A 24,904-nucleotide genomic window follows, 5' to 3' on the forward strand; every position below is an offset into this window, starting at 1 on the left:
ATTAAGCCGTAGCTCTTTTTGCTGAGAGTTACGGCGTTGTTTTAGGGAGGAGCCACCTGAAGGGGGATTCAAGTGGCGTGTGTTATGAAAAAGTTGTTTTCTTATGAGGGGGCCAAGAGGTTTTGTTCCTCTTGATGTATTTATCTTATAGCTTATACTTAAAACCAGATTAAAAATCATATTAACAATTTGTAAAGAAGGAAAATAGATGAGGTTTAAGAGCATTTTATGCGTATTTGCTACGGTGTTGATGGTTTCAGCCTGTGGCAATACAAATGTTTCAAGTGATAATGAGGCTGCTGATTCAGAGTCTGCCCAGTCGGAAGTTAGCGAGGCAAATGAAGAGGGAAGCCTTGAAATAGCCGAGGAGGCAGTTTCGATAGAGGTATCCGACGATGAGTTAAGGGAGTTTACAGCTCTTTTCAATACAGCAGAGTACAACGGATTTCTGACAGAGTCATTTAACTCGCCGGAGGAGATCAACTGGGAAAGCGTTCTGGAGTTTGGCGCCGGGCTATCTGTAGAGGGTATTAACGAAGAAGAAATTAGCGATTATCTGGAAGCAACCGACCAGAAAGAGCTGTATGGAGATCTTTTTGTAATAAGGAAGAAAGACTTTGAGGATTATGTTGCAAAGCACACTGGATTGAGCAGCATTCCAGAAAATGCACTTACCTGGGATTATGTTGAGAAACATGAGTCATACTATAAGGAACACTGGGCAGCCTATCAATCTACATACACATGTGTTTCCGGGGAAAAGAACGGCGACCATTATGTGCTGAGGTTCAAGGTCAATTCCGAGGACCTTCCGGGATCTAATGCGGGAAAAAACTATGGTAAATGGGCTGACAGAGTTCTGACGCTTACAAAGTCTGGAGAGAATGCAGTGGTAGAATCAAACGCTATCCAGTGGGATGACTATAGCGATGAAGAACAGTCTTTTGAGGTAGAACTTCCGCAGTTCGATGGGCCTGTACGCTTTATTACATATTCTGCAAACCCTGATGAGTCGGATATTGTCATTGTCAAGGATGGGAAGTATCTGATGGATCTTTATACCTCGGTATATACGGATGATGGCAATGGTTATTTGAACAAGATTCTTGCAATCGGATTCCTGGATCTAAACTGTGATGGCATGAAGGATATTGCCATCGTGGGAGACTCAGATTACGGCAAGCACGTACTGCTATATGAGGCTGTTTCTACAAAGTACTTATTTGAGTATTTCGCAGATTTGAATGAAAAGAAGATGTCGGAGCTTGGGGCAGAATTCACTATACCAAGTCTTAAGGCTGCGCTTCTTGGAGGGAATCCCGATGGTACTTTTGCAAGTTATAAGGAGCTATATGCTCAGCTTGCAAGAGTCTACCATGTAGCACGAGAGGGTTACAAGTATGATCTTATTTATGCAGATGATGACGATATTCCCGAGCTTGTAATTGATGTTCCTGGATATGGAGCGACTCTTTATGCGTACGATAACGGAAAGGCGCATTGCCTGATGAATGACTGGGCTTATGGGGCAATGGGCAATGCCGGATATTCATACTTCCCTGGAACGGGCGTTTATTACAACGGAAATGCAGACCATGCCGGCGCGATATACTATGAGTCATACATGTCCAAGCGTGAAGAGGGTGAGCTTGCCACAGATTACTGGGTGAAGCACATAAACTTTAATGATCTTGATGGAAATGGCTGGCCTTCAGAAGATGAGCTGGAAGCATCCGGGGAATATGTCGGATCCTCAGAATACTATAACGAAACCAACAAAGAGATGACCAAGGATGAGATAAAAGCAGTAATTGACCAATATAACAGTTACGAGATGAAGGCAATTACTGGTGTTATGGAGTACGAAGAGTTACTTACTGCTCTTGGAAAATGATATCCTTTTGAACTAAACTGCCGGTTCCCACAAAGTCAAGACGTTATTTCTTTTTCCTCAGATGATAAAATAAAAAGGAATTTGTTGGAGGGGGAAGAGAATAATGAATCAGCTTGATAAGGAGATTACCGTAATCAGGGCGGAGGCCCAGTTTGATGGCATGGAGGCAAAAGAAATTGCTATGCCGGATTATGATGACCAGCCTTATGGCGATGATAACGTGTTGGTCAGGTCTTCGAAAAGAAGAGCATTTCTGGCGTCAGCATCGATGTTATAATTTAGAAGCAAGCCCTACAAGGAGGGCTTTGGAGCAGAGGCGGTACCATCCGGTGCCGCCTTTTGCAAAACTAATAAGGAATAAGAAATGGCACTATATGCTCTTGGAGACCTTCATCTTTCCTTCCAGACGGATAAAAAGATGGATATGTTTGGGAAGGTATGGAGAAATCACGAAAGAAAAATAGAGAAGAATTGCAACAAGCTCCTTACTGAAGAGGATACTTTGGTACTGGTTGGAGACCACAGTTGGGGCAGAAATCTGTCAGAGTGCGAAAAGGACATGAAGTTTATTGAGGATCTTCCCGGTAGAAAGATTCTTTTGAGAGGGAACCACGACATGTTCTGGGATGCGAAGAAGACGGAAAAGCTAAATCAGTTATATGATGGAAGGCTGCTGTTTCTACAGAACAATTTTTATACTTACAAAGACTATGCTTTGGTAGGGACAAAGGGCTATTGCTATGAAGGTCTTGATACGAGAGAACATGCGGATATGCTGGTTGAGCGAGAAGCGAAGAGACTAAAAGAGTCTTTTGAGGCTGCAAGAAGAGAAGGATATGAGAAATTCATCATGTTTCTTCATTATCCGCCTACATCTCTATGGGAAAAGAGAAGCAGATTCACACTTATGGCTGAGGCATATGGAGCAGAGCAGGTAATATATGCCCACTGCCATGGGAAAGAAAGGTTTAACGATAGCTATAAAGGGATGCATAATGGTGTAAAGTACTCGCTTGTATCAGGAGATTATCTGGATTTTAAACCACAATTGATTCTTGAGTAGAATAGAAGGACACATCGATGATACCGGATTTTTCGTCACTTAAAGAAAAAGAAAGATTCTTCCAGGACCTTACGGATGAACAGAAGATCGAGGCACTTAATGATATGATCAGTGCTTCGGAGCATATTGTGTTTCTCGGAGGTGCTGGAGTTTCTACCGAGAGCGGAATCCCGGATTTTAGAAGTAAGGATGGGTTATATCATAGAAAAGATAAGAAATTTAGCGCATATCGTCCGGAGTATCTTCTTAGCTACGACTGTCTCCATAAAAAACCGGCAGTATTCTTTGATTATTTCCGAAAAAATCTTGATTGCAGGACAATAATGCCAAACGATGCGCATTATAAACTGGCTGAGATGGAGTTAAAGGGCAAACTTGATGGCGTGATTACTCAGAATATCGACGGCCTCCATCAGAAGGCTGGCAGTAAAAAAGTAAGTGAGATTCACGGAAGTGCCCTTAGAAGTTATTGTGTAAGTTGCCGGACAGAGTACGGCCCTGACTTCATCTTTGAAAACACCGAAGAAATACCACATTGTCCTAATTGCGGAAAGATGGTCAGGCCTGATGTAACGTTATATGGAGAGCTTCTTCCGCAAAATGATTATGAACAGGCTGTTGCCTGGATTAGATATGCGGATTTGTTGATTATTGGAGGCACATCTCTGGAAGTCGGATCTGCTGCGCAACTTGCGCACATATATCATGGGAAATACCTTGTCATAATCAATAAGGGCAAGACCAAAATGGAAGGAAAGGCGAATCTGGTATTTCATGACAGCATTGGTAAGATTATGAGCCAGATTATAGTTTGAGCGGTTGTAGATTATCCTTCCTGCATTACACTGTCTTGTATTAGCGTATTAAAGGGACTATTATGGATTTATCGTTGTTATATTTTTTATGAGAGGAGTTTATGAAAATGGCAAAGGCAAAAAAGACAAACACAAAGGCTACAGCTAACAAGGCCGCTACTGCAGCAACAAAGCTGGTAGAAACAGTTGCAAAGAAAGCAGAAGAAGCAAAGAGCAAAAAGGCATCTGCTAAAAAAGCTGAATCTGCAACAAATGTTAAGACTAATGTAGTTCTTCAGTATGCTGATAAGGATCTTTCATACGATGAGCTTGTACAGAATGCAAAGAATGTCCTCAAGTATGATATGAACGGTGATCCTGAAACAGTAAAGAAGATCGATCTCTTTGTAAAGCCTGAAGAGAATAAGGTTTACTTTGTTATGGATGGTGTTGAGGGCAGCTACGACCTTTAATCTGCCAAAACACATTATTTGACAGGGTACAGTAGTTGTACTACGCTTATTTAGTAGGTTTCTTGGCTTTCACGGCCAGGCTTCCATACAAGATTTTCTTTTGAGAGGAGAGAACACAATGAACAAAACAGAATTAGTTGAAGCAATCGCAAAGGACACAGGTCTTTCAAAGGCAGCATCTGAGAAGGCAGTTAAGGCTTTCGTTGATGTAGTATCAAAGGAGCTTAAGAAGAAGGGCAAGGTTCAGCTTGTTGGATTCGGAACATTCGAGACATCTAAGAGAGCAGCTAGAACTGGTAAGAACCCTCAGACTGGTGCAGCTATCAAGATTCCTGCAGCTGTTGTTCCTAAGTTCAAAGCTGGTAAGGCTCTTAAGGATGCTGTAAATAAGAAGTGATACATCGGGCCGGAACTGTGATTGGTTCCGGTCGTTTTTTTGTTGAAAAACGGTGACGTCAAATAATAGGTAGAAAAAGGTAGATTAGTTAGAAATGACTATCTATCTTTTTTTTGCGTATCTGCTTTGGTACGATTACATCATCACAAGGAACAAATGTGATAACTCCTTTCTTTCAATGTGTGTGTGTTTGCGTTTACAAAAGGACCATATATATTCCCGATAACTGATCTGCATGGGTGCAAATATGGCTGCAGGTCAACCAACAGATAACGAGGTCGAAGGATGAACATAGAAAAAAGAGATAAACTGAACAGTTTAATCAAAAAGGCGGGGTATAGAAATATGAGACACTTTTCTGAGGAGCTGGGAATTAACGAAGCGAATCTCTACTCCAATCTTAAAGGAAAGTGGGGAATGTCAATCAATAGGATGTTTAAAGTAGCAAATCTACTTAAATGCCCAATCGATACAATAATAGAAATATTCTATCCGGAAGAATATTACAAGAATAGTACATTGTCACAGACAGATTAACAAAAATTCAGAGCAGGAGGATTAAAGAAATGAGCGATAATATTATTAAGGCACCAAGCATATATACGAAGAATGATGTAAGAAAGGATTTTGGAGCAGACGGAAATGACCAAAGGGCTATTTGGCATTATGGAGATTATTACATTTGGTTTCTTCATCTATCTAAGCAAAGGCCTACTGGTGGATGGATATCAACGGCAGATAACGGAAGGATCAATATTTGGTATCAGGATGCTAATAATGCCATGATAATCGAAATGGCATTGAAGGATGTTCCGATCAAGAAGACAGACGGAAAGTTACTTCTTGTCTTTGCTTCAAATGATGAAAAGTCTGAATATGAATTCAAAGGTGTTTTCAAGCCTTATGACACAGACGATGGGGTAATAGATCATGTTTGCAAGCGGGTAAGTAAAGGTTTTGATGTAGATGAAATGATTCCAGTGTGAAGCATAGCAGGATATACCGAATAGAGCAATCTTTAACTTTATTCATGTTTTTGATACGATAATATCGATATTAAGTTAACCGGTTGCTCTTATTCTTCAGAACAATTCTCCTATTAAAGTGGGTTTTGCATAACTGGGAATTGCTTCACCTTTTCTGAGAAAGGAGCAACGATGGGACAGATTATCAAATTTGAAATCGGGTGCAGAGGATGTGCATATTTGGAAAGGACTGGAAAACATACTTACACTTGCAGCACAAGAGTTCATATGGATGACACACCTGTAGTCCCGATAAGAGATGGCAAAAAAACAACTGATTGGGATATCTGTTCAGGAGAGCATTATCTGAAGGCTATTAGAAGAAAACGTTACATGCCTTAATAAATTGGAGGTAATCATGGCGATAAGTAGACAGTTTAAATCTATTTATGAAGAAAACGAAACGGAATATGTTTTTTCTACCAGAGCGTTTAGACAGGCGATGCAACAATATGTCAGCATGCGTAACAAAGAGGATGACGATAAATATACTCAGGAAAAATTTCTATCAGAAGTTGGGGAAAAAATAAACAAAAGCCCCGAGGCAATTAAACAGTGGATACGTGGGAACAATGGTCCTAGCGATATTGGGGTTGTGAAGGATATTGCTGAGATTTTTGATGTTGATTTCAAGCGAATGTTAGTTCCTCGTAAGATTTTAAGTGACAAAGATAAGGAAATTGATTTTAAAGTGACAGCAAATGACGAAAAAAGCGTTGTAATGCAGTTCCACGCAATTCTCTCAGATTTCATTTACGATTACATAGGTGGTGACTTCAGAGATTTGTTTATTGATAGGCGTTATGGCGTATATGCAGAAGATATTGATAAGGATATAGCTGATTTTATCTTTAATCTTTATAAGCAGTTGGAGAAAGTAGCTTTGGCGCTTTCAGTTGACACTTATCAAAAATTGCATCGCTATATTACCGAATGCAAGGTGTTCGCATATAACGGGATGGATGAAGCCACGCCGCATTTGTATGGCTTGGTTATGCAAAATCCCAGGTGGATTGAGGCAAATCCATATCTAAAAACAATAGCGAATTACTCCTATAGTACATCGTTCGAAGATACCCTGTTCTTTTGGAAAAAAGATGAGATAGAGGAATTAGTTGAACCGTTTAAGAAGGAAGCATCTTGTGATTATATAGGCTCAGCTAGTATGGGATTTTGGAGTGACTATCGAGGAGAGCATGTAGGACTGGGGGTTGATGAAGCGGATAAGGCACAGTATATCAGTGGTGATGATGTTTGGGAGTATTTCTTTTATGAACCATACGAAGCTGTCCCGATGGAATTAGCAAAAACTCTTACAATGTTGTTTAGAAAGGACTTTCCTCAGTTTTTTGGTGCTTCAGAATAAGTGGAAGAGTTATTCAAAAGGAGACACGATGGCAAAAAGTAAGAATTTCAGAGTTTATGAAGACAATGGAGAACGATTTAGATTCTCAAGCATAAAGTTCAGGACGGCAATGAAGGCATTACAGGTTGAGCGAAAGACTAATTCTGGGAAAAAACCAGCACTTAATGATCTTTATTTTGAAATTGGCGATAGAGTTGGCATTGGTTCGGAAGCTATAAAGCAATGGTACAATGGCAACAATGGGCCTGGAGATGTGAGCATGATTAAAGAAGCAGCAAAAATGTTAGGCGTTGATATGAAAGATTTAACAGAGGCTCCCGATTATATTGGGGCTACAATAGAAGAAAACTTTGTGCCGTTTGGTTCGGATGAAAAGACACTTGTAAGAGATATGTATAGGTTGTTCGTGAATTATATATATTGGTTTGTGGGTACAGAGTCAGAAAACAATGCACTTCTTTTAATGGAAGATGCTTATGATGAGGAGTGTAAGTATGTGTCAGGAATGTACAAATATCTGGACAGCATAGCGTTAGATATTAGCCATGAGACGTATCTAAAGCTCAGAAAGACTATAACTGAACTGAAATTTATTACGGAACCACATATGGGCTATTGGTTTCCTAAGACATGGATAGAGGTCAATCCTATTTTAGGTACAGATGATTTCGAGGTTTTACAAAAAGATATAGCAAGTAATAGTAGTGTTATCGGCTATTCAGAGTATATAGAGAATCCTGAGCAGGTCATGCATATGTTTTTAGAAGATATGCCAGAACTTGTGAGCAGAGTAGATGAACTGCATGAGGCTGGGATAGACAGTGAGTATGGAACATTGCAGACGCTAGACAGGAATCGCATAAGCATTAATTACTACATTTATGAGTTAATAGTAAAGGAAGCAACGCTATCATTGGCGTTGCTTATGAAGAAAAGATTTGCCAACCTTTTCTAAACAAGGCAAAGTTTATAACCGAATATACTTTATCAAAAAGCATTTACAGCGTTTTTCCCAAATGGCTCATTCCGCTCACTTTGTGGGCGGATTTTTTGTTACAATTAGAAGGTAGTACTTTTAGAATTAAAGCTTTTGAGTGATATAAATAAGGATAAAGATGGAGCAACAGAAATTCTTCTATAATATATGCAGCGACCTGTGGAGCTTTTCAAAAACTCTGAACAAAAGTAGCAGTGAAATGACAGATGAGGACTGGTCCAATGCGATTCAGCTAATGGATAAGACCGCGGAGAAATACCGCAGCCTTGGTGAAAAGGAGCATGATCTGGCATATTCATCGATGATGGGGATACTGAATTATATTGAAAGCAAAGGGAAGACAGAAAATGGGTCTAACAGAAATCAGTAAATATATAGCACTTATACTCCGACACAAACCGGAAACGATAGGGATCACGCTGGATGAGCATGGATGGGCGAATGTCGATGAACTCATCGCAGGCATTTCCAAGGAACACGACTTTAACATGGAAATGCTTGAAGAGATTGTCAGAACTGACAACAAGCAGAGATACTCTTTTAATGAAGATAAGACTCTGATCCGAGCTAACCAGGGACATTCCATACCGGTAGATGTGGAACTTGAGAAAGCGACACCTCCAGACATCTTATATCATGGCAGCGCAGTAAAGTTTGAGGAATCCATAGATAAAGAAGGCCTTATTCCGAAATCCAGGCTGTATGTGCATCTTTCAAAAGACTATGACACTGCTGTCACAGTTGGCTCTCGTCATGGCAAACCTGTCATCTATAAGGTCAAGGCAGGAGAGATGACAAAAGATGGGTATGAATTCTTCCTGTCAGAAAATAAAGTCTGGCTGACAAAAAGTGTACCGGTGAAGTATCTTGAAAAGATTTGATTACGGGAAATAGCTGCTATGAAGAAATTACCTGCAACTACTGCAAAATCTGAGATCAAAATAAAGGAAAATCCCAAGGCTGAAGCTATTAAGAAAGCTCCGGATGAAGTAATTGCCATGGCAATACGGGATGCTATGCTAAAGGAGAAGGAAAAGAGATGAAAACAATTATTGTTTATTATTCACTTGAGGGGAACACTGAGTATGTAGTAAATGCAATTTCAGGTAAGCTTTCTGCAGATGTTTTGAAGCTTGCTCCAAAGAAAGCTTATTCAGATAAGGGCTTTTCGAAGTTTTTTTGGGGCGGCAAAAGTGCTGTTATGGCTGAGACACCTGAACTTGAGCCATATAATGTTGACCTGTCACAATATGATCAGGTGGTTATTGGATTCCCTGTATGGGCCGGAACCTTTACTCCGCCTATCAGGACATTTGTAAAAGACAACAAGGCTGCACTCAAGGGAAAGAGAATATCTGCTTTTGCATGCCAGAGTGGAGCCGGTGCAGAAAAAGCTTTTGCAAAGCTTCGCGACTACATTGGAATAGATGAGTTCTATGCCAACATCATTCTTATCGATCCAAAGGCTAAACCATCAGAACAAAATGACCTTACCATCGATACATTTTGTAAGAAGCTTCAAAACGAGTAAAAAATCGTTAAAAGATTTTGGCTTTCAGGGTGGGATTATTCACTTTTGAATTCTGAAAACGCAATACAGAGCTTTTGAAAAGATATTTATCTTGAGGTGTTCAATACCTATGTTTGAAATAGATATAAACAAATATAGAAAATATGCTACTGCAAGCGGAACTTATGAGTATGATGGCAGGGAATATATATTAGAGTTTCCGGTGAACCCAGAAACATACAGAAGACCGTTTTGGCCATCATTCTGGGACAAGTTTGATGCAAAGCGGGTTTTCATAGACATTTATTATCTGGATGAGCATGCTAACTGGGCGGATGCAGAAAAAAAGGCGGAAGCTTACTTACAGAATCATCTTGATGAATTGCTGGAAAAAAGCGCAACAAGGATATACGAAGATTATTCTTCCAAGGGGTTTACAAGCTACTATAAGGATTATAGAGGCATCTGGAGATTCGATAGAGAGGATAAAGGGCCAAGGATATACTGGCGCCTTACAGATGACAGTTATCAGGAAAGGTATATGTCACTACGAAGGAAACTGTCAGTACCCGGAGGCAGGAGGCGCTATATGTTTTCAAAGTTCCTTAAGGTCATTATTGACGACCTTAATATAACAGACTTTGATACTGCGCTTGAGATGTTTGAGCATGACCCGGACCGGTTTTCATTTCCTCCTGTTGATACGACCTATTTTGCAGGCTATGATATGAATGATCCGATCATTACGATATCGAAGCCTGATATTGTAAGGCAGACAGGCAACAAAAACACCAAGACCTTTGACTTTATAAATGTTGAGATCCTATTAAGGAGTACCCTCACATTTACTGACTTTGATGAGTTTATCAGGGAAAACCTTTACGACTTCAACAAGAGAGTTCTTGAAGCAATAGGCGAAGATAGGCGATACCAGCGTTTTGGAGTGCCAACAGAATTTCTGTCTCTTTACAGCATTTCAAAGCATGCAAGAACCGGGCTGAGGTTCAGCTATGAGATAAAACGTATCTGAGTGGAGGGTATAGAGGCGCGGGAACACCTGTTCGTATGCGTATAATTTAAGTTATATTTGAAAGTACGGGAGCCAGATGGTAGAATATAGGTATAGACGTTCAAAACGAGGTATTTATCATGGAAAAGCCAGTTGCCAAGACCAACTCAGAAAAGCTATATGCTGTATTAGCGGAACTCCCGGAGTTCACCAATAATTTCTTTTATTTCGGATCTGCCAACAGATCAGTGCTTACAAAGCTGAATTATGCGCTGGATCTTAGATATTTCTTTGAATATGCAGTTAATTTCTATAGTTACTTCCCTGACAAATCGGTAAAAGAGCTATCACTGGATGATCTAAAGATGATCACAGCTGTTGATATAGATAACTTTGTAAGTTGGATGACTGAGAATCAGCATCTCAAAGATAAAACCCTGGCCAGACGCAGAACCTCTATATCTGTGCTTTTTGAGTATCTTATTAATACGGAAAGAAAGCTTGATTATAATCCGGTTTCAGGATCATCATCAATTAAGATTGATCTACCGGAGACTGTAACATACCTGACCTTTGATGAGCAGAACGTACTTCTAGATTGTATTAAGAATGGAACCGGCCTGACCAAGAAACAACAGGCTTATCATGAGAAATATAAAGAACGTGACCTGGCGATTGTATTTCTTTTCCTCGATACCGGACTTAGAGTTTCCGAGCTGCAGGCTCTTGATGTGGATGACGTGGTGATCTTCGAGAACCCTTATCACCCAGAGAAAAATGAGTGCTATGTCAACGCCCTTAGAAAAGGTCACAAGAGAAGCAACAACACCTCTAAAGTGTATTTTTCTGATGAATCCAAGGATTACCTTAGGGCATACCTGGATTTACGAGAGATGAAGGGCGAGAAATTCAAGGAGGGGACTCCTCTCTTTATCACCCTGGAAGGAACTAGACTCTCCATCCGCGAGATCCAGCAGATGCTGAAAAAGTACGTTAAAGCATCCCTAAACCGCAGTGATATCAGCGTTCATAAACTCCGTTCCAGCTTTGCCATGGAGTTTTATAAGCATGAGAAAAATATCCTCGTCCTCCAGCAGCGCATGGGCCATAAGTCCATGGCAGCCACCAACATCTATGCTAGGGCTAGCGACAAAGAGGAGGCGGTTAAGGAGTCAAGGAACTGGAGAAATAAATGAGTCCAATACTACCTTTCTCGCATCTTCCGGCGATAATGGACGTCCCCAGATAAATCCCTGCACATAATCGCATCCAATAGCTTTCAGCGTATCGAGCTGATCCTGCTGTTCAACTCCTTCAGATATAACATCGATTCCCATTATATGACCTAAGGATATTAGTGCCGCTACGTATTGTTTAGAAGAATCACTGCTATTCATCTTATCTATGAAAGACTTATCTATCTTAAGCAGATTAGCTGGAAAACTGTTCAAATAGCTTAGAGATGAGTATCCTGTGCCAAAATCATCAATTGCAATCTGGATACCCATCTTTTTTATTGCTTCAATGCACTCAAATGCCTTATCCATAGACTCAATCATTATTGATTCAGTAATTTCTATTTCTAGGTTTTCCGGCTTTATACCACTTTCATCCATGATTGTAATAAGTTCATCCAAAAAGTCCGCTCTCATCATATGCTTCACCGAAACATTGATGCTTAGCATGATGTCAGCTCCGGTTTCTTTTATCAGATTACCAATGAATCGTGCTGATTTTCTAAATACAGAACTGTCTATTTTATCAATAATCCCGATACTCTCGGCAACAGGAATGAACTCACCTGGACTGATAAAAGAACCATCATTATCTTTCATACGGGCAAGCGCTTCGAAACCTCTGAGCTTATGCTCCATATTAAACTGCGGCTGAAGGTTATAAAAGATAGTGTCGTTTTCAATTGCAGCTCTTATTTTTGACTCTAGTTCAGCTGTATACAGGTTATCCATCATAGCATTTGAAAACCGCATAACTTGCTGCAGTCCTGCGTTTTCTTTTGCCTTTAACATGGCAATATTTGCATAAGTAAACAGCTCGTCTACATCTTTTGTATCACTTGGAAATTCTGCATATCCAAAGCTTGCCGACATGCTTATGCTATAGTCATGTACTTCGATTTTATCTTTGAGTGCACTTGCGTATAGATTGATTGTTTTTAATATGTCATCCTCTGTGAGGTAATGCCTTATCACAATAGCAAACTCATCTCCTGACAGGCGACAAATAAAATCAAGTGTTCCAGAACTTCCATTATCTGCAATACTCTTCCAGCGGGAAGCCACTTCGATCAGGACCGCATTTCCAACATCAAAGCCCATGGTATCGTTGATTCCTTTAAATCCATTGAGGTTCACCGATACTGCAGCAAAGGGAGTTCCTCTTTTTATGAAGTCCATGACAAGTTCAGAACATGCAAATCTATTAGGGAGTCCGGTAAGCATATCAGTTACTGCCTGCTCACGTAACTTGGTCTGGTACTTATCAATTCTTATGTTGTTTATAAAAATAACTATTATTGCAATTATGGCCGCAAGATTCCCAAATACTCCAGGAATGCTAGTATAGGTCTTTCTTAAAAATATACCCATAAATATCATGGGAAGCTGTAGTAACAAAACTGTGAGCGCAGTAAAGAATCCTTTCTTCCCATAATAAACGGTCAAAAGGATTGCTACTATATTAGCAATTGAGGAAATAACTCCAGCGAACGTATAAATACTGATATCGATTCCGTTAATATTTACAGAGCTTTGGGACTTAGCCACGAAAGACACCCCAAAAGTGCAGGCAAGATAAATAATAAGCAGCACAAAAAAACCCTTCGCAGGAGCACGTTTTTCTATATATAGCTGTTCGAGTGTCTTTTCAAGAATTCTCTTTTCAGAAGCCTTTTTGTCTTTTTCCATGGTCTATTTTCCGTACGAAAATAATCGATGATTCTGTTTTCATTTTATCATCATGCGGAAAATCATTCCATTTAATATTCTTTTCCTAGAAGTCACAATTTATGTCATGCCTAAAGCAGAATTCTCGTATCCACCTCCACTCTTCCTCTGAGCATTCAGTATTAAACCTGTGATAAGCTTGAGTAACCTCTTGATCATAGATTTCAATAGTAATGAAGGGCTCATATATGTTGTCTTCTCTTCTAAGAAACATAATGGTTGTATCGTTTTCGATATAAGCCTCCAGATAGGTCATCAGGCAATTACTCATGTATATAGATTCTTTGCAAAAATCATTTATCGTCTGAGGATACCTGATAACATACCCATCATAACGCTCCTGCCATTTGTAATCTCTTTTTCTATTAGACCTTCTAATATCCTTATCTAGGTCCTTCCTATAAGTAGTCAGATAATGTAGAAGTTCTGAAATCTTAGAAGAATCCAACTTGGGCAGATATGCAGCGTAGAATGGATCAACCTTCACAAGCGCTTTAGCTCTTTCATTAAGCGTTTTCTGCGCTGTCTCTGAATACATAAATCTTAAAAACTGTGCATGGATCCAGATGTTGGTCAGCTTTGCCTTCTTCGATAAGAATAGCCTATATATCTCTGGATTAGTCAGGTTTCCTTTCTTCAATCGTAAAAGATATTCGCATTGGGCATCGTTTAAAGGATCTTTGAAGATATCAGGATACTGGCTATTCAACTGTTTTAGATATTCCCGGTATTCTTTGTTTGCCAGTAACTCGGCGCCGTACTCAGTATTCACTGCTCTGATGACTCGCATGGGAACATGATCATAGATTTCCGATGGATTTGTTGCCAGAAGATTGATTTCATGTGCTTCAGGAGCCCTTACGGCCAGCTCATCAACACCGGATTTATACAGAAGCTCTTTGATTGTGTTCTGGGTCATGCAGTGGTGGATATGATCTAAAAGACGCATTTCATGAGTGTAATATCTTTTTAAGTGCCATTGCGGATGCAATTCTGAATAGTACTTGTAGATATGATCAAAATCAGCAGAACAAAAGCGCAGTGGATACTCACTTTTCAGACATTTTCTCTCAAACTGCTCCTCTATTTCTGTACTCCAAGATAATCCCTCATGAAATGTAAACCTGGAGACATTAAATATCTTGTCTTCTGGATCAATTATCTCCACAAGAAGCAGGTCAATGTATGCTTCTATCGTTATAAACGTAAGCAGTGCTACTCTCTCATTGATTTTTCTTGCTTCTGCAGTGGCTTTCAGGATATCTTGTTCACTCAATTTTGGAGCGATCCAGGAGTTTTCTCTTGATAGCACATCAAACATACTCTTTTCCTCATACCAAAAACGATCATTTAAGCCTATATGTATTAGTTTTATTGTCAAAATAGACACTTTTGTAAGATTCATCCCGAACAATCTGGTTTGCATAGAAAGCTTTTATATCATCCAAATCGCGCTGTATAGTGCGTTTGCTAACCCGGAATTCAGTCGCAAGTGATTGAAGATTTATTTGTTTCCCGCTTCTCAGATACTCGTTTATACATAATAGTCTCGCGGCTTTTTCTGTTGACTTTGGCATGTTTATACTCCCTTTATACTAAAACGCTTCGTCCTACCCAAAATCTTTTCCAAAAATCATCTACCTGCGAGGACTCGCGCAGGCCTGTCTTACACCACAAAGCAAAATGTTCACAATTGTTGAATGCAAGGCTGTATTCATCCTCTCCAAGGCGAGTATAGGCACGGTCTACCGTTTCTTTTGCAGAATATAGATGATATCCTTTTAGATGCCTTAGCATCGCCTTGAGCTCTGGGAAAATTCGAAAGGTACTGCGGAAACTAAGGTTCCCATTTTGTGAAAAGAGATTTATGCTTTTATGTATAGGATCGGAGCCATCTTCCGGAAAACTCAAAACTTCATAACAGGTATCTGTTCCGAGAAATTCTGAAAAGTCAGCCTTATGAATAGTACATATCCATCTGTTTTTATCATCCGCTGTAGTATCCATTCCATAATGAATAACTTTACCGTATCCTATGTACACGGCATAATGTGAGTAAACACCGCCAATTCTTTGAACCGCAATGATGTCACCCTTTTTACATCCCTTCCATGGTTTTACAAATCGTTCAAAGGCTTCCGTCATATCCTGAACGCCACCCCAAGCAAGCCTGATATCCTCTGGATTTAATATCCGCGCATGACCTGTTATAACGTTTTGCTCTAGTTTCCACCCCTTATCACTTCGTAAGGTGTCCCACATAATTTCATTGTTCATAACTTTTATTGGAATGTTGCTCAGAACCATCTATAGTACTCCTTATCACAATTATTGGCTTCTGTTATTGATTGTTCTAGTGGTAAGGCAAATATATCATCAGCCCAAGACGTATAATGTCCAGGTGAAAAAATATAATACAGATATGAAAAACAACAGCCTAATATCACAAAAAATAAGTAAAACTCTGAGCGAAAAGCTTGCTTCCGAGTACACTTTCTCTCGGAATGACTATGCTAGCGAGACAACCCCCTCAGAAATCATAAATCAGGCATACAAAAAAGCCTCTGATCTGTTTGATTCAGAATCAGAGACTTCAATTGTTACTTTTACTTTGAAATTTTACATGCAGCATATTGATGAAGCGATCGAGCTTTATATAGATGATATGGATGACTATCAAGCCATATCAAAGCTTCTTCAAGCTTATTCTAAAATAAACCTGTTTATGCGCGAGAGCAACGACTCCTTTGAATCCATGTTAGCAAAAGAACTATTAGATAACCAGGATTATTACAGGCTTTTTCCAATTAATTATTACAAAGAACTATATCATACATCTGATCTTGATATAGCTTTGGCGGAACTTACACATGATGTAAATATACGGGCCTTTACATATTATAATTCCGCTCACAAAACGTATTTGGATTACCTTCCTGGATTGGAAGAAATAATTGTTGGATTATTCCCATCGTTGGATCAGGATTAAATACCATACTTTTCTTCTATTTTTCTCAATCTTTCTTCAGTTTTTCTATCACTAATGTCCTGAAACAAAGACATCTTTACTGTCTTATCTTCTTCGACATATTCAAAAGTAAGTTCATTCCAGATTATGTAATCCCATACAACCCATCCGGGCTTTTCAAACATCTTAACTGGAATTCTTTCCTTAACTATTCCATATGGTTTTTCCCTTGAGCAGATTTTGATTCCCTCGCCTATTATTGGTCCTAATATTTCAATGATTTTTTTTATGAATTCAGCTTCACTGCTGGCATTACCCATAATATATCTCCTTTTTTGCTTAGTATTTCAACCATATACAGATAGTGTTCCAAAACCTCAGCAATATTTTTTGAGCATTTCTGTCAGTATTTCCTTGAACTCTTCTCTCATTTCTTTCGGACGAATAATCTCTATTGAATTACCTTGGCTCAATAACCACATAATAATTCCCTTACCGTATACTTCCGCCTCAATTAAGCTTGACTCTTTGTCTTCGGAAAGGACTTTAGCAGTCGGTAATCTGTCCAAAATTGCTTCCAAGCTCCGCCCAGTATACTTAAACTGGAGACGCATCAGTTTTCCGGGGAACATGAACTGAACTTTTTTCCTAAACTCCCCTTCTTCAAAACGATTTGCATAAATAATAGCAAACTTCTCCCCAATTTCTCTATAGCTCTTTATTCTGTCAATGCGAAAAATAGCGGGATAGTCATATTTTCTTACATAATCCCGTTCTTCATTTCTTTCTACAATAAAAGCATTAAGGTAGAAATAATACTCCGAAAATATAATGGCAAGTGGTTGAATAACTCGGGTTACCACTTCTTTTGATGCAATCTGCTTAGCATAAGTTATTTCTAACAGGTTTGTCTGCTTTATTTCCTCTCCCAAAGTCCATAATTTATCTTTGACAGTAGATTTATGATGCAGCTCTACATAATGATATTTCTCGTTGGAAATAAGGTCAGAAACAAGCTTTATGTTCTTTTGAGGGACACAGCCCGAAATGAGTTTATCTAGAATAACGCTAATTTCCTTTTTGGTAAAAGCCCTACTTTCAAGCAGAATCTTGCTTACAGCAAGTATCTCGTCATTTGACATAAGAGAACCATCAGAACCAATCATGACAAAGCCTTCTTTAGAACGATCATATACTATTTCACGGACTCCTTTCGATTCACCTGCATGATCAGCAAGGTATTCTCTAATACTATTTAAGTCACGCTGAATAGATCGCTCATCAACACCAAATCTAAGCGCTTCTTCCTTTTTATTAAGAATTTTTCCTTCGCATAAGCGAACGTACATATCTAAAGTTCTTAGGTTCTTAGATTCTTTGCTCATAAAATCTCACCGTTTTTATGGTTTCTTTTTAACAAGTAAGATGACGTAATTTGCAATAGTTTATCCTTCTATTTGCTTAGTTTTTTCTCCTTCAATCGCATTAGCATCAATTTGCGTAGAAGATAGGCCTGTCAAATCCCCTCCACATAACGGCTGGATATACTTATCGGTATTCTTTAATACTGTGCTAGTTATGTCATTGATATTATCAGTGAGTTTTTTCATCGATTCTTTCATATCAAGAACAAATGCATTTGTCTCGTTCACTACATTTGCCATCATATCTGTGTACGGCTTAATCATTGTATTTTTCAACTCACTATCCTCTGGATACATTTGTTGAATATCATTAATACCCTGTTGGGCATCATGCAAGGTCTCTAGTTGTACCTGTCTAAATAGCCTTGACTTTTCTACAATCATTTCCTGTGCTTTAGCTTGGAGCTCTATAGACATACTTCCTACAGCATTACCAATTTCCACCGCTGCTGACCCCATGTTTTTCTGATAGTTTTCAATGGCATCCAAAACAGCTTTTTGTCTCTCAAATTCAGCATCTTTCTCCCACTGTTGCAATTCAACTGAATCTTTCATTCGTTTTTGTTCCAGATCAACACCCAACTGCTGCATTTCTACTTCCAATTTATGATTTAGCTCCATTTTTTTTCGCTCAGTTGCTGCATCTATTTGTTTTAAAGGTTGCCTAAATCCATCGCAAATTACTTTAATAGGCTCATAAACTATATCATCCACCTTATCAAACATGCCAAGAAACTTAATTATTGGATTTGCCATTTTCTTTCCTCCTCTTATTTTGCACTTTAATTAGTAAATCGTTGAATTTCAAACGGCTTCGATTGTGATCCGCCTCACGCCCTATTTCAAGGATTTTTTCATTCATAATAACTTCATGTTCAATTAGGTTCACTCCGTGACCGCCAATCAAAGCATGGATATCAAGCATTTCAAGACTGCTATGCCATAGCAGGTCAAGCTCATGACAATTTACCCCATCATATTTACTACTATATTTCTCCATCATGTCTATTGTTCGTTTCTTTTTCAAATTATCTTTATAGACATTAAAAGACGCTGTCGTATTATCAAGTTCGCTTTCACAAAGTATGTTTAACACATCATAATTAGTAGACTTATCATCAAAATCTTGTAGGTACTCTGACCTATATTCTCTGTGATATTCTAGAATATCACTAATCATTTCGCGCTTAATCATCAATAACTTCCTTTAGTTTCTGTTTAATCTCTACAATTGATGCATACGAAAACTCAGTCAATATTTTTTCACTTGCTTTAAAGCTTTCTTCCATACGTACAGCTAACTCTTTAGTCCACTCAGTTGCCATATCATTTGGAATGCCACTATTTTCCATTGTTTTCAGTACATTTGTAATCTTCTCACCAAAGAATTGCGTCCTCTCCAGACGCACAGCAGCAAGCATTTTCTCAATATATTCAATATCTTCTCTATACTTGTCCAATAGCTGAGCACAAGCCTCTAAGTATTGCATATAGCTCTCAGCTTTTTCATTCCTCAATTCTGAATCAACCGCTGATTGTTTATCAAAAGCACTTACCTTGTGCATATCAATGTTTCCCATTTTGCGCCTCTTATCAATAGATTTTAATCAAAAGAATTACAAATGTTATCACAATTAAAATACTAAGTATAATAATGACTCTTACTATCTTTTTTTTTTGCGATACTATTTTTTCCTTTATCCCTTTAAATAATTCTGTTCCTGCTTTTGATTGCTCACTATCAATCTCCTCATTAAACCTAAGTATTTTTTTCACATGCTTTGATGTAATAATTCTAAATGGAGAATGATTGATAGCTTCTATCCCATAATAATTCGAGCAGAACAAATATCCATGATTCACATCTCCACACCGCGACATAACAGCATAGAACAAAGACTTATCTGCCTCATGTGAGCATTCGTAAATACTTTTGCCGCAGCATACTACCTTGTTCCCAAACAGTTTTTCATGGTATTGTCCTGTTCTTACATTTACTCCTGTACTAATATAGTGATTATTGTCTTTGCTAAACCAGCGGTCACTGTTTACTATGTAATCTTTAAAAACATTAAAGATTACTTCATCAAAGTTCTCGATTGCATCCCCTCTTTTTAATGATTCACTAAAAAAAGAAACTCCTAAAAATGCTACAATGTTCCGTCCCTTTGCATCACACACATATTTCGAATAATCATCCTGAGTCGGTAAGCTTGACACATATCTCTTTAAATCGATTACTATCCCTGCGCTAGTGTATCCATTTTCAGAAACAATAACTCTTCTCATGTCATCAAGCATATTGGCATAACTAATTGAGTCAACAATATACTTTCTGACATTCTCAATTACTCCGGGTTCATTAAAGATTTCAGGGCATACGTAAAAACTCTGAGAATAATCCATATAATGGCTTCTGGAATAAATTAAAGGGAACACTTCCATATGTTTCTTAAATCCTCCCAATCAGCACCATCCAAACCAAGATAAATGTCTTTTGATGCACTAATGCAATCCAACAATTGTTCTCGCTCATTTATTGAGCTTTCAATATCCTTTTTCAGTTTGGATAACGCAGTATCCATCTTCTTTATTTCTTTTTGTTTCTCTGCAACACGTGATTCTCTATTGAAAACAATGATTCTATCATTAAGTTTATCAATCTCTTTTTTTAAATATTTTTGCGTCATGCTATATACATGTTTCTTGTGCTCATAATCTTCAATCTGCTTCTCTATTCTTTGACCATAGCCACACCATAATGCAAAGAACAACGGCCTATATACATCTTTATCATTAGGATCAAAAATAAAAACGCCTTTAGAATCATCCTTAGTGCCTATGCATATTGGGCAAATAAAAATAGGAACTTTAATACTAAAGAATGGAAATGATTCTCGTATAGCATCGAAATATTTTTGCTTGTACTTTGCTTCACAAGTGTCATACTTTGTAATCACTATACAAATAGGCGGCAAAGTCCCCTTCTCGTCCATATATCTGTCAAAGAAGGGATTTAAGGAGTATACATTATCTTGGATTGTCTTTACCGTCTTTTCCTTGTCATTAGATAGCCACGTCCCATCAACACATACTAAAATACAAGTTGACTCATTCACAATCCTAGCTAAATCTTCATACTCATCTTCATTTTCTAATCCATATTCTTCGACCACTTTTCCACGATAATCATACCAATTGAATCGAAATCTCTCCTTATGCCCATATCGTAAAATAAAGGGATACGTAGTAGAACCACCAGTTCCTGGAGGGAAATCACCATTACTAAGTTCTTTACACATTACATCCAATGACATTCTTTGCGTTTCATCTGAACAGGAAATACTGAAACCACTCAAAGCTGATCTAAAAGAGTAATACAATCCTGCCATAAAGCACGTTTTTCCAACCTCCTGCGGCCCCAATAACAAATAGGTGTCTTTTTGCTGATTATTCTCCATTTTCGTCCTCTTGATTTTTTTTCATTTCTTCACTGAAATATTTCTTCATTTTTTTTGCAGTTTGTTTAGAAAACATTTCGTCTTCCGACAATTTCCCCAACTTTACTTCATCGCAGATTTTTATAAATGCCATCCCCAAAGAAAGAGTCAGCGCACCTGCAGTAGTTGCAGAGATTACTCCCCCAGCAACGCTTCCAGCTCCCGGGATCATTTTAATAACATTTGTAGCAATAGTTTTCCCTAAAAGAGCAGTGCCTCCAGCACCAATCACTTGTACTGCAAGCATTTTTAGCCCTTCTTTTTTTACTTTAATCTTATACAAGGCACAAATAGAAGACATCATTGCTACTTGTTCACCAATCAAAATAGGCATATCAGCAAAAGGAATTGGTATAGCACCTGTTCCTGCAGCAGCTGTAGTAAATCCAAGAACTATCTTTTTAGCATCTTTATCAAGTTGAATAACTTCATTCATGCTATTTTCAATTTCTTTGTCGTCCAGTTCTTCAGTATCCAACTTTTGGCTATTTTCATTTTCCGACATAATGTTTACCTCACAAAGCCATTTCTAAAAAATGGTCCATTTCTCAAAATCTTACAACTATTATACCATTTGCCAATCATATATTACCTTTATATAGTTATCTATATATAAATATTCTATAAAAATATAAACGTCAAAAAGAAATATACTAATTACGTGATACATTTCTTTCTGACGTCACACATTACTTCTCTATTTCTTTCTCAATCTGTCTTGTAGTCTTCTTGACTGTGGTACTGTTGGCCTTGAAGTTATATACCGGCTTTATAATCTTCACAATATCAGCTGTAGGCTCGATATTATCTACGATATCGCCCATGCCCTTATATGCGAACGGACTCTCATCCAGAGTTGAATGATTAACACAGGTAGTGTAGATTCCTGCTTCACTCATTGCCTTCTCAAACTCTTCTACTGTGAATCTGTTGAATGCCTCCGTCCTGGAGAATCTTCTTCCAGCACCGTGAGGAGCCGACTGGTTCCAGTCATCATTGCCCTTACCAATGCAGATTAAGGATCCGTCTCTCATATTGATAGGAATAATGAGCCTTTCATCCTTCTTGGCAGATACAGCGCCCTTTCTTACTATGTTGCTGTCATGATCAATATAGTTATGAACAGTTGTGAACTCGCCTAGAGGCTTGAAACCATAGTTATCAATGATCATTCTGGCAATCATGTGTCTGTTCTCATCAGCAAACTCCTGGCAAATCTTCATATCATATAAATAATCCTGGCTGTACTTGCCATGCAAGAAGCAAAGATCCAGTGGGAGATCCGGAGCAGTCTGTCTAAAGTTACGATGTAGCTCCTTGATTACCTCCTGAATCTCTGATCTTCTACCTGCAGCCTTATACTCTCTCTTAATCCTGTCCTCTTCATCCCAAAGTGCTTCCTTGCCAGTGTGGAGGCCAACCGCCATCTTCTGATAGATCTCGCAGACTCTTGTTCCCAGCATTCTGCTTCCGGTATGGATTACAAGGTAATGGTTTCCATCATCATCCCTGTCAATCTCGATGAAATGATTTCCACCGCCAAGTGAGCCAATAGCTCTTTCCATCTTCTTAGTGTCCTGAAGCTCACGGTAGCACTTCATCTCCTGAAGCTTGGGAAATCTCATAAGACGTCCTTCATTAACTTCTCTTCCGGAAGGAACATATTGCCTTATAACCTTATCAAGCCTGTCAAAGTCGATGGCTTCCTTGCCAAGTTCTACTGTCAACATTCCGCAGCCAATATCAACTCCTACCACATTGGGAATGATCTTGTCTCCCAAATCAGCTGTAAAACCAATGACACAACTCTTTCCGGCATGGCAGTCAGGCATGATTCTTACCTTTGAATCACGGAATGGCTCCTGATCCAGTAAGTCTCTTATCTGCTCAACACAAACATCTTCGCAGTTATCTGTGAAGACCTTTGCGGTATTATACTTTCCTGTTATCTCCTTCATCCTTATCACCTTTTACCCATAATAAAATGCTTTCAAGTTCATCAAAGTCGTACTCTGTCTGATTGGAGTTTTCCTCTGCCTCTTCACTCTGGTCTTCGGTATCCTCTTCTTCGTACAACTTTTTCAGTTCATCATCTGCAGTAGAATATCCCATCACTACTGCTATCATCGAATCTGCATATTTTGCTATGATATTTGGTACGCTAAATACAGCAATATCAAGCATCTCATCCGTAAGAACTGCATCTCCTTCCAATGCCAGACTCCTTATGTAGCGAACTTCATCTTTGCATAACTGCCACATACCACGGAACATATTGCAGTTAATTCCAAACAAAAGAGATTCCAATTCTTTCTTGGTTTCCGGCTTAGCTTTTATGTTTGGATATCCCACAATCTGGCAATCATCTCCGTCTGAATCAACAAGGATTAGGCAATCCGCCTTCTGAACGATCTCGTTATCTATACAGAAACCATAGTCAAAACGCATTAGTTCTTCATTGTAATCATATTTCAATTCTTCCTTGTCAAAGTATTCAGCTATCCTATTTATAACATCACTTGCGTTCATTCCAGATTCCTTCCTAATCCTAATTCCTTCAAGTACTCTAAAGGATTGAATTTACTATACTCAAACTCAACCGGTGGCTCTTGGAAATCAGGGTTTTTCTTCTTAACAACTACTTTGTTATAGAACTCAAAGTCTCTTGGCTTTAGCTCATGCTGATTTGCAATATTTTCAATCACACCCACTCTCATATGATCCGGGATCTTATATACAACTTCTGCAAGAGCACCTGCCATGCATGCTATTGTGTCGCTATCTCCACCTAGAGAGATAGCATTGAGAATGACTTCCTCATATGACTCGCCTTCCAGGAAGGCAATAATTGCTTCTGGAACAGATTTTTGACATGAAACCTCAAATCTATAGTTCTTTTTGATGGCATCAAGCTTTCTGTCCAGGTCATAGTCAAATGTTTCTGAGATATATGCCTTCACTTCCTCCTTGGTTTTACCACTCCTAAGAAGATATATTCCTGCCGCTATTGCCTGAGCACCTTTTATTCCCTCTGGGTGATTATGAGTAGGCTCAGCGGTTATCCTTGCTATGTTAAGAGTATCTTCCAGGGAATCAAACATCCATCCAACTGGTGATACTCTCATACCAGAGCCATTACCATAACTTCCATAGGGTTTTCTGTTTGGATCAACCAGCCATTTTCTAAAACGCCCGCCATAACCCTTACGTGAATATGCGTTACCATAAGCAACCATTACTTCTTCGCATTTATCATAAAAATGCTTTTCATAATCTTCGGTCTTGCTAATAAGCTCGTCGTAGCATATCAAAAGTGCTTTAGATATAGCTATTGTCATTATGCTGTCGTCTGTTGGGGTGCTGAATCTGCTCAGCTTTATCTTGCTTTTGTCTTTTTCATTGTCAAATTCATATATGCTCCCGTATACATCACCGATAATAGCTCCTAACATTCTTCTCTCCTCTTCATGCACATTGTCAGTTCCTTATATTTTTATTATACAAAACATCGCGGACACAAT

General features: G+C 38.7%; 33 protein-coding genes. 18 read left to right on the forward strand and 15 right to left on the reverse strand.

Features of this window, described 5'->3' with window-relative positions; genetic code table 11:
• Positions 1-208 precede the first annotated feature (208 nt).
• The 17 genes from G632_RS0110685 (at position 209) to G632_RS0110765 (ending at position 11,724) form a co-directional block, all read left to right on the forward strand.
• The gene (locus G632_RS0110685; RefSeq protein WP_022769143.1) at positions 209-1,894 is read left to right on the forward strand and encodes a hypothetical protein; all 1,686 of its coding nucleotides are present in this window, start codon (positions 209-211) and stop codon (positions 1,892-1,894) included.
• A 103-nt stretch (positions 1,895-1,997) separates the two neighbouring features.
• On the forward strand, positions 1,998-2,171 hold the full coding sequence (locus tag G632_RS21995; protein ID WP_022769144.1) for a hypothetical protein: 174 nt from the start codon (positions 1,998-2,000) through the stop codon (positions 2,169-2,171).
• An 87-nt stretch (positions 2,172-2,258) separates the two neighbouring features.
• A complete protein-coding gene (locus G632_RS0110695; RefSeq protein WP_022769145.1) occupies positions 2,259-2,957 on the forward strand; it encodes a metallophosphoesterase in 699 nt (232 codons plus the stop codon).
• A 17-nt stretch (positions 2,958-2,974) separates the two neighbouring features.
• A complete protein-coding gene (locus tag G632_RS0110700; protein ID WP_022769146.1) occupies positions 2,975-3,772 on the forward strand; it encodes an NAD-dependent protein deacylase in 798 nt (265 codons plus the stop codon).
• Between the two features lie 107 nt (positions 3,773-3,879).
• On the forward strand, positions 3,880-4,224 hold the full coding sequence (locus G632_RS19685) for a DUF6465 family protein (protein WP_022769148.1): 345 nt from the start codon (positions 3,880-3,882) through the stop codon (positions 4,222-4,224).
• A gap of 118 nt (positions 4,225-4,342) precedes the next feature.
• Positions 4,343-4,621 carry an HU family DNA-binding protein gene (locus G632_RS0110710; protein ID WP_022769149.1) on the forward strand — a complete coding sequence of 93 codons (279 nt, stop codon included), beginning with the start codon at positions 4,343-4,345 and terminating at the stop codon, positions 4,619-4,621.
• A 285-nt stretch (positions 4,622-4,906) separates the two neighbouring features.
• Complete coding sequence (locus G632_RS0110715; protein WP_022769151.1) at positions 4,907-5,158, forward strand: helix-turn-helix domain-containing protein; 252 nt, start codon at positions 4,907-4,909, stop codon at positions 5,156-5,158.
• 29 nt (positions 5,159-5,187) lie between these two features.
• Positions 5,188-5,607, forward strand: coding sequence for a hypothetical protein (locus tag G632_RS0110720; RefSeq protein WP_022769153.1), 420 nt, complete (start codon positions 5,188-5,190; stop codon positions 5,605-5,607).
• 171 nt (positions 5,608-5,778) lie between these two features.
• Positions 5,779-5,988, forward strand: coding sequence for a hypothetical protein (locus tag G632_RS0110725; RefSeq protein ID WP_022769154.1), 210 nt, complete (start codon positions 5,779-5,781; stop codon positions 5,986-5,988).
• Positions 5,989-6,004: 16 nt separating this feature from the next.
• Positions 6,005-7,012: a helix-turn-helix domain-containing protein gene (locus G632_RS0110730; RefSeq protein WP_022769156.1), complete on the forward strand. Its 1,008-nt coding sequence runs from the start codon at positions 6,005-6,007 to the stop codon at positions 7,010-7,012.
• 28 nt (positions 7,013-7,040) lie between these two features.
• Positions 7,041-7,967, forward strand: coding sequence for a hypothetical protein (locus G632_RS0110735; RefSeq protein ID WP_022769157.1), 927 nt, complete (start codon positions 7,041-7,043; stop codon positions 7,965-7,967).
• Positions 7,968-8,127: 160 nt separating this feature from the next.
• Positions 8,128-8,379 carry a hypothetical protein gene (locus G632_RS0110740; RefSeq protein WP_022769158.1) on the forward strand — a complete coding sequence of 84 codons (252 nt, stop codon included), beginning with the start codon at positions 8,128-8,130 and terminating at the stop codon, positions 8,377-8,379.
• The gene (locus tag G632_RS0110745; RefSeq protein WP_022769160.1) at positions 8,357-8,890 is read left to right on the forward strand and encodes an RNA 2'-phosphotransferase; all 534 of its coding nucleotides are present in this window, start codon (positions 8,357-8,359) and stop codon (positions 8,888-8,890) included. The genes G632_RS0110740 and G632_RS0110745 overlap by 23 nt, the downstream gene beginning before the upstream one ends.
• A gap of 18 nt (positions 8,891-8,908) precedes the next feature.
• The gene (locus G632_RS22000; RefSeq protein ID WP_022769161.1) at positions 8,909-9,052 is read left to right on the forward strand and encodes a hypothetical protein; all 144 of its coding nucleotides are present in this window, start codon (positions 8,909-8,911) and stop codon (positions 9,050-9,052) included.
• On the forward strand, positions 9,049-9,540 hold the full coding sequence (locus G632_RS0110755; RefSeq protein WP_022769163.1) for a flavodoxin family protein: 492 nt from the start codon (positions 9,049-9,051) through the stop codon (positions 9,538-9,540). The genes G632_RS22000 and G632_RS0110755 overlap by 4 nt, the downstream gene beginning before the upstream one ends.
• Positions 9,541-9,649: 109 nt before the next feature.
• Positions 9,650-10,549 (forward strand): hypothetical protein, encoded by a 900-nt coding sequence (locus G632_RS0110760; RefSeq protein ID WP_022769164.1) that lies wholly within the window; start codon positions 9,650-9,652, stop codon positions 10,547-10,549.
• A gap of 119 nt (positions 10,550-10,668) precedes the next feature.
• Positions 10,669-11,724, forward strand: coding sequence for a tyrosine-type recombinase/integrase (locus G632_RS0110765; RefSeq protein WP_022769165.1), 1,056 nt, complete (start codon positions 10,669-10,671; stop codon positions 11,722-11,724).
• Here G632_RS0110765 and G632_RS0110770 read toward each other — a convergent pair.
• The 4 genes from G632_RS0110770 to G632_RS19690 all read right to left on the reverse strand — a co-directional run bounded on the left by G632_RS0110770 (position 11,701) and on the right by G632_RS19690 (position 15,798).
• Positions 11,701-13,452: a putative bifunctional diguanylate cyclase/phosphodiesterase gene (locus G632_RS0110770; RefSeq protein ID WP_022769167.1), complete on the reverse strand. Its 1,752-nt coding sequence runs from the start codon at positions 13,450-13,452 to the stop codon at positions 11,701-11,703. The genes G632_RS0110765 and G632_RS0110770 overlap by 24 nt on opposite strands.
• 85 nt (positions 13,453-13,537) lie before the next feature.
• The gene (locus G632_RS0110775) at positions 13,538-14,812 is read right to left on the reverse strand and encodes a PcfJ domain-containing protein (protein WP_022769168.1); all 1,275 of its coding nucleotides are present in this window, start codon (positions 14,810-14,812) and stop codon (positions 13,538-13,540) included.
• A gap of 25 nt (positions 14,813-14,837) precedes the next feature.
• Entirely contained in the window at positions 14,838-15,068 is a 231-nt protein-coding gene (locus G632_RS22580; protein WP_022769169.1) for an HTH domain-containing protein, read from the reverse strand.
• A 13-nt stretch (positions 15,069-15,081) separates the two neighbouring features.
• Complete coding sequence (locus G632_RS19690) at positions 15,082-15,798, reverse strand: lecithin retinol acyltransferase family protein (protein ID WP_022769171.1); 717 nt, start codon at positions 15,796-15,798, stop codon at positions 15,082-15,084.
• A 94-nt stretch (positions 15,799-15,892) separates the two neighbouring features.
• Here G632_RS19690 and G632_RS0110790 point away from each other — a divergent pair, with 94 nt between their 5' ends.
• Positions 15,893-16,480 (forward strand): hypothetical protein, encoded by a 588-nt coding sequence (locus G632_RS0110790; protein WP_155828877.1) that lies wholly within the window; start codon positions 15,893-15,895, stop codon positions 16,478-16,480.
• On the opposite strand, the gene G632_RS0110795 is transcribed toward G632_RS0110790, so the two are convergent.
• The 11 genes from G632_RS0110795 to G632_RS19700 all read right to left on the reverse strand — a co-directional run bounded on the left by G632_RS0110795 (position 16,477) and on the right by G632_RS19700 (position 24,835).
• Positions 16,477-16,779: a hypothetical protein gene (locus tag G632_RS0110795; protein WP_022769173.1), complete on the reverse strand. Its 303-nt coding sequence runs from the start codon at positions 16,777-16,779 to the stop codon at positions 16,477-16,479. The two genes, G632_RS0110790 and G632_RS0110795, sit on opposite strands and share 4 nt — an antisense overlap.
• 57 nt (positions 16,780-16,836) lie before the next feature.
• Positions 16,837-17,844, reverse strand: coding sequence for a helix-turn-helix transcriptional regulator (locus G632_RS19695; RefSeq protein ID WP_022769175.1), 1,008 nt, complete (start codon positions 17,842-17,844; stop codon positions 16,837-16,839).
• Between the two features lie 60 nt (positions 17,845-17,904).
• Positions 17,905-18,639 (reverse strand): hypothetical protein, encoded by a 735-nt coding sequence (locus tag G632_RS0110805; protein ID WP_022769176.1) that lies wholly within the window; start codon positions 18,637-18,639, stop codon positions 17,905-17,907.
• On the reverse strand, positions 18,620-19,078 hold the full coding sequence (locus tag G632_RS0110810) for a hypothetical protein (RefSeq protein WP_022769177.1): 459 nt from the start codon (positions 19,076-19,078) through the stop codon (positions 18,620-18,622). The genes G632_RS0110805 and G632_RS0110810 overlap by 20 nt, the downstream gene beginning before the upstream one ends.
• Entirely contained in the window at positions 19,071-19,463 is a 393-nt protein-coding gene (locus G632_RS0110815; protein WP_022769179.1) for a hypothetical protein, read from the reverse strand. The genes G632_RS0110810 and G632_RS0110815 overlap by 8 nt, the downstream gene beginning before the upstream one ends.
• Positions 19,464-19,476: 13 nt before the next feature.
• On the reverse strand, positions 19,477-20,349 hold the full coding sequence (locus tag G632_RS0110820; RefSeq protein ID WP_196802288.1) for a hypothetical protein: 873 nt from the start codon (positions 20,347-20,349) through the stop codon (positions 19,477-19,479).
• The gene (locus G632_RS0110825) at positions 20,310-21,344 is read right to left on the reverse strand and encodes a TRAFAC clade GTPase domain-containing protein (protein WP_022769182.1); all 1,035 of its coding nucleotides are present in this window, start codon (positions 21,342-21,344) and stop codon (positions 20,310-20,312) included. The genes G632_RS0110820 and G632_RS0110825 overlap by 40 nt, the downstream gene beginning before the upstream one ends.
• Positions 21,334-21,888 carry a YcjF family protein gene (locus G632_RS0110830; RefSeq protein WP_022769183.1) on the reverse strand — a complete coding sequence of 185 codons (555 nt, stop codon included), beginning with the start codon at positions 21,886-21,888 and terminating at the stop codon, positions 21,334-21,336. Before G632_RS0110830 ends, G632_RS0110825 begins: the two co-directional genes overlap by 11 nt.
• A gap of 184 nt (positions 21,889-22,072) precedes the next feature.
• Positions 22,073-23,341: an RNA-splicing ligase RtcB gene (locus tag G632_RS0110835; RefSeq protein ID WP_022769184.1), complete on the reverse strand. Its 1,269-nt coding sequence runs from the start codon at positions 23,339-23,341 to the stop codon at positions 22,073-22,075.
• A complete protein-coding gene (locus G632_RS0110840; protein ID WP_022769186.1) occupies positions 23,316-23,912 on the reverse strand; it encodes a hypothetical protein in 597 nt (198 codons plus the stop codon). Before G632_RS0110840 ends, G632_RS0110835 begins: the two co-directional genes overlap by 26 nt.
• Positions 23,909-24,835 carry an ADP-ribosylglycohydrolase family protein gene (locus G632_RS19700; protein ID WP_081647141.1) on the reverse strand — a complete coding sequence of 309 codons (927 nt, stop codon included), beginning with the start codon at positions 24,833-24,835 and terminating at the stop codon, positions 23,909-23,911. Before G632_RS19700 ends, G632_RS0110840 begins: the two co-directional genes overlap by 4 nt.
• Positions 24,836-24,904 lie beyond the last annotated feature (69 nt).

This window comes from Butyrivibrio sp. NC2007 (assembly GCF_000421405.1).
Classification (GTDB): Bacteria; Bacillota; Clostridia; order Lachnospirales; family Lachnospiraceae; genus Butyrivibrio.

What these genes read in the sequence shown, in the direction of transcription:
- G632_RS0110685 (WP_022769143.1), top strand. Translation starts at nt 209, where the DNA reads ATGAGGTTTAAGAGCATTTTATGCGTATTTGCTACGGTGTTGATGGTT.
- G632_RS21995 (WP_022769144.1), top strand. Translation starts at nt 1,998, where the DNA reads ATGAATCAGCTTGATAAGGAGATTACCGTAATCAGGGCGGAGGCCCAG.
- G632_RS0110695 (WP_022769145.1), top strand. Translation starts at nt 2,259, where the DNA reads ATGGCACTATATGCTCTTGGAGACCTTCATCTTTCCTTCCAGACGGAT.
- G632_RS0110700 (WP_022769146.1), top strand. Translation starts at nt 2,975, where the DNA reads ATGATACCGGATTTTTCGTCACTTAAAGAAAAAGAAAGATTCTTCCAG.
- G632_RS19685 (WP_022769148.1), top strand. Translation starts at nt 3,880, where the DNA reads ATGGCAAAGGCAAAAAAGACAAACACAAAGGCTACAGCTAACAAGGCC.
- G632_RS0110710 (WP_022769149.1), top strand. Translation starts at nt 4,343, where the DNA reads ATGAACAAAACAGAATTAGTTGAAGCAATCGCAAAGGACACAGGTCTT.
- G632_RS0110715 (WP_022769151.1), top strand. Translation starts at nt 4,907, where the DNA reads ATGAACATAGAAAAAAGAGATAAACTGAACAGTTTAATCAAAAAGGCG.
- G632_RS0110720 (WP_022769153.1), top strand. Translation starts at nt 5,188, where the DNA reads ATGAGCGATAATATTATTAAGGCACCAAGCATATATACGAAGAATGAT.
- G632_RS0110725 (WP_022769154.1), top strand. Translation starts at nt 5,779, where the DNA reads ATGGGACAGATTATCAAATTTGAAATCGGGTGCAGAGGATGTGCATAT.
- G632_RS0110730 (WP_022769156.1), top strand. Translation starts at nt 6,005, where the DNA reads ATGGCGATAAGTAGACAGTTTAAATCTATTTATGAAGAAAACGAAACG.
- G632_RS0110735 (WP_022769157.1), top strand. Translation starts at nt 7,041, where the DNA reads ATGGCAAAAAGTAAGAATTTCAGAGTTTATGAAGACAATGGAGAACGA.
- G632_RS0110740 (WP_022769158.1), top strand. Translation starts at nt 8,128, where the DNA reads ATGGAGCAACAGAAATTCTTCTATAATATATGCAGCGACCTGTGGAGC.
- G632_RS0110745 (WP_022769160.1), top strand. Translation starts at nt 8,357, where the DNA reads ATGGGTCTAACAGAAATCAGTAAATATATAGCACTTATACTCCGACAC.
- G632_RS22000 (WP_022769161.1), top strand. Translation starts at nt 8,909, where the DNA reads ATGAAGAAATTACCTGCAACTACTGCAAAATCTGAGATCAAAATAAAG.
- G632_RS0110755 (WP_022769163.1), top strand. Translation starts at nt 9,049, where the DNA reads ATGAAAACAATTATTGTTTATTATTCACTTGAGGGGAACACTGAGTAT.
- G632_RS0110760 (WP_022769164.1), top strand. Translation starts at nt 9,650, where the DNA reads ATGTTTGAAATAGATATAAACAAATATAGAAAATATGCTACTGCAAGC.
- G632_RS0110765 (WP_022769165.1), top strand. Translation starts at nt 10,669, where the DNA reads ATGGAAAAGCCAGTTGCCAAGACCAACTCAGAAAAGCTATATGCTGTA.
- G632_RS0110770 (WP_022769167.1), bottom strand. Translation starts at nt 13,452, where the DNA reads ATGGAAAAAGACAAAAAGGCTTCTGAAAAGAGAATTCTTGAAAAGACA.
- G632_RS0110775 (WP_022769168.1), bottom strand. Translation starts at nt 14,812, where the DNA reads ATGTTTGATGTGCTATCAAGAGAAAACTCCTGGATCGCTCCAAAATTG.
- G632_RS22580 (WP_022769169.1), bottom strand. Translation starts at nt 15,068, where the DNA reads ATGCCAAAGTCAACAGAAAAAGCCGCGAGACTATTATGTATAAACGAG.
- G632_RS19690 (WP_022769171.1), bottom strand. Translation starts at nt 15,798, where the DNA reads ATGGTTCTGAGCAACATTCCAATAAAAGTTATGAACAATGAAATTATG.
- G632_RS0110795 (WP_022769173.1), bottom strand. Translation starts at nt 16,779, where the DNA reads ATGGGTAATGCCAGCAGTGAAGCTGAATTCATAAAAAAAATCATTGAA.
- G632_RS19695 (WP_022769175.1), bottom strand. Translation starts at nt 17,844, where the DNA reads ATGAGCAAAGAATCTAAGAACCTAAGAACTTTAGATATGTACGTTCGC.
- G632_RS0110805 (WP_022769176.1), bottom strand. Translation starts at nt 18,639, where the DNA reads ATGGCAAATCCAATAATTAAGTTTCTTGGCATGTTTGATAAGGTGGAT.
- G632_RS0110810 (WP_022769177.1), bottom strand. Translation starts at nt 19,078, where the DNA reads ATGATTAAGCGCGAAATGATTAGTGATATTCTAGAATATCACAGAGAA.
- G632_RS0110815 (WP_022769179.1), bottom strand. Translation starts at nt 19,463, where the DNA reads ATGGGAAACATTGATATGCACAAGGTAAGTGCTTTTGATAAACAATCA.
- G632_RS0110825 (WP_022769182.1), bottom strand. Translation starts at nt 21,344, where the DNA reads ATGGAGAATAATCAGCAAAAAGACACCTATTTGTTATTGGGGCCGCAG.
- G632_RS0110830 (WP_022769183.1), bottom strand. Translation starts at nt 21,888, where the DNA reads ATGTCGGAAAATGAAAATAGCCAAAAGTTGGATACTGAAGAACTGGAC.
- G632_RS0110835 (WP_022769184.1), bottom strand. Translation starts at nt 23,341, where the DNA reads ATGAAGGAGATAACAGGAAAGTATAATACCGCAAAGGTCTTCACAGAT.
- G632_RS0110840 (WP_022769186.1), bottom strand. Translation starts at nt 23,912, where the DNA reads ATGAACGCAAGTGATGTTATAAATAGGATAGCTGAATACTTTGACAAG.
- G632_RS19700 (WP_081647141.1), bottom strand. Translation starts at nt 24,835, where the DNA reads ATGTTAGGAGCTATTATCGGTGATGTATACGGGAGCATATATGAATTT.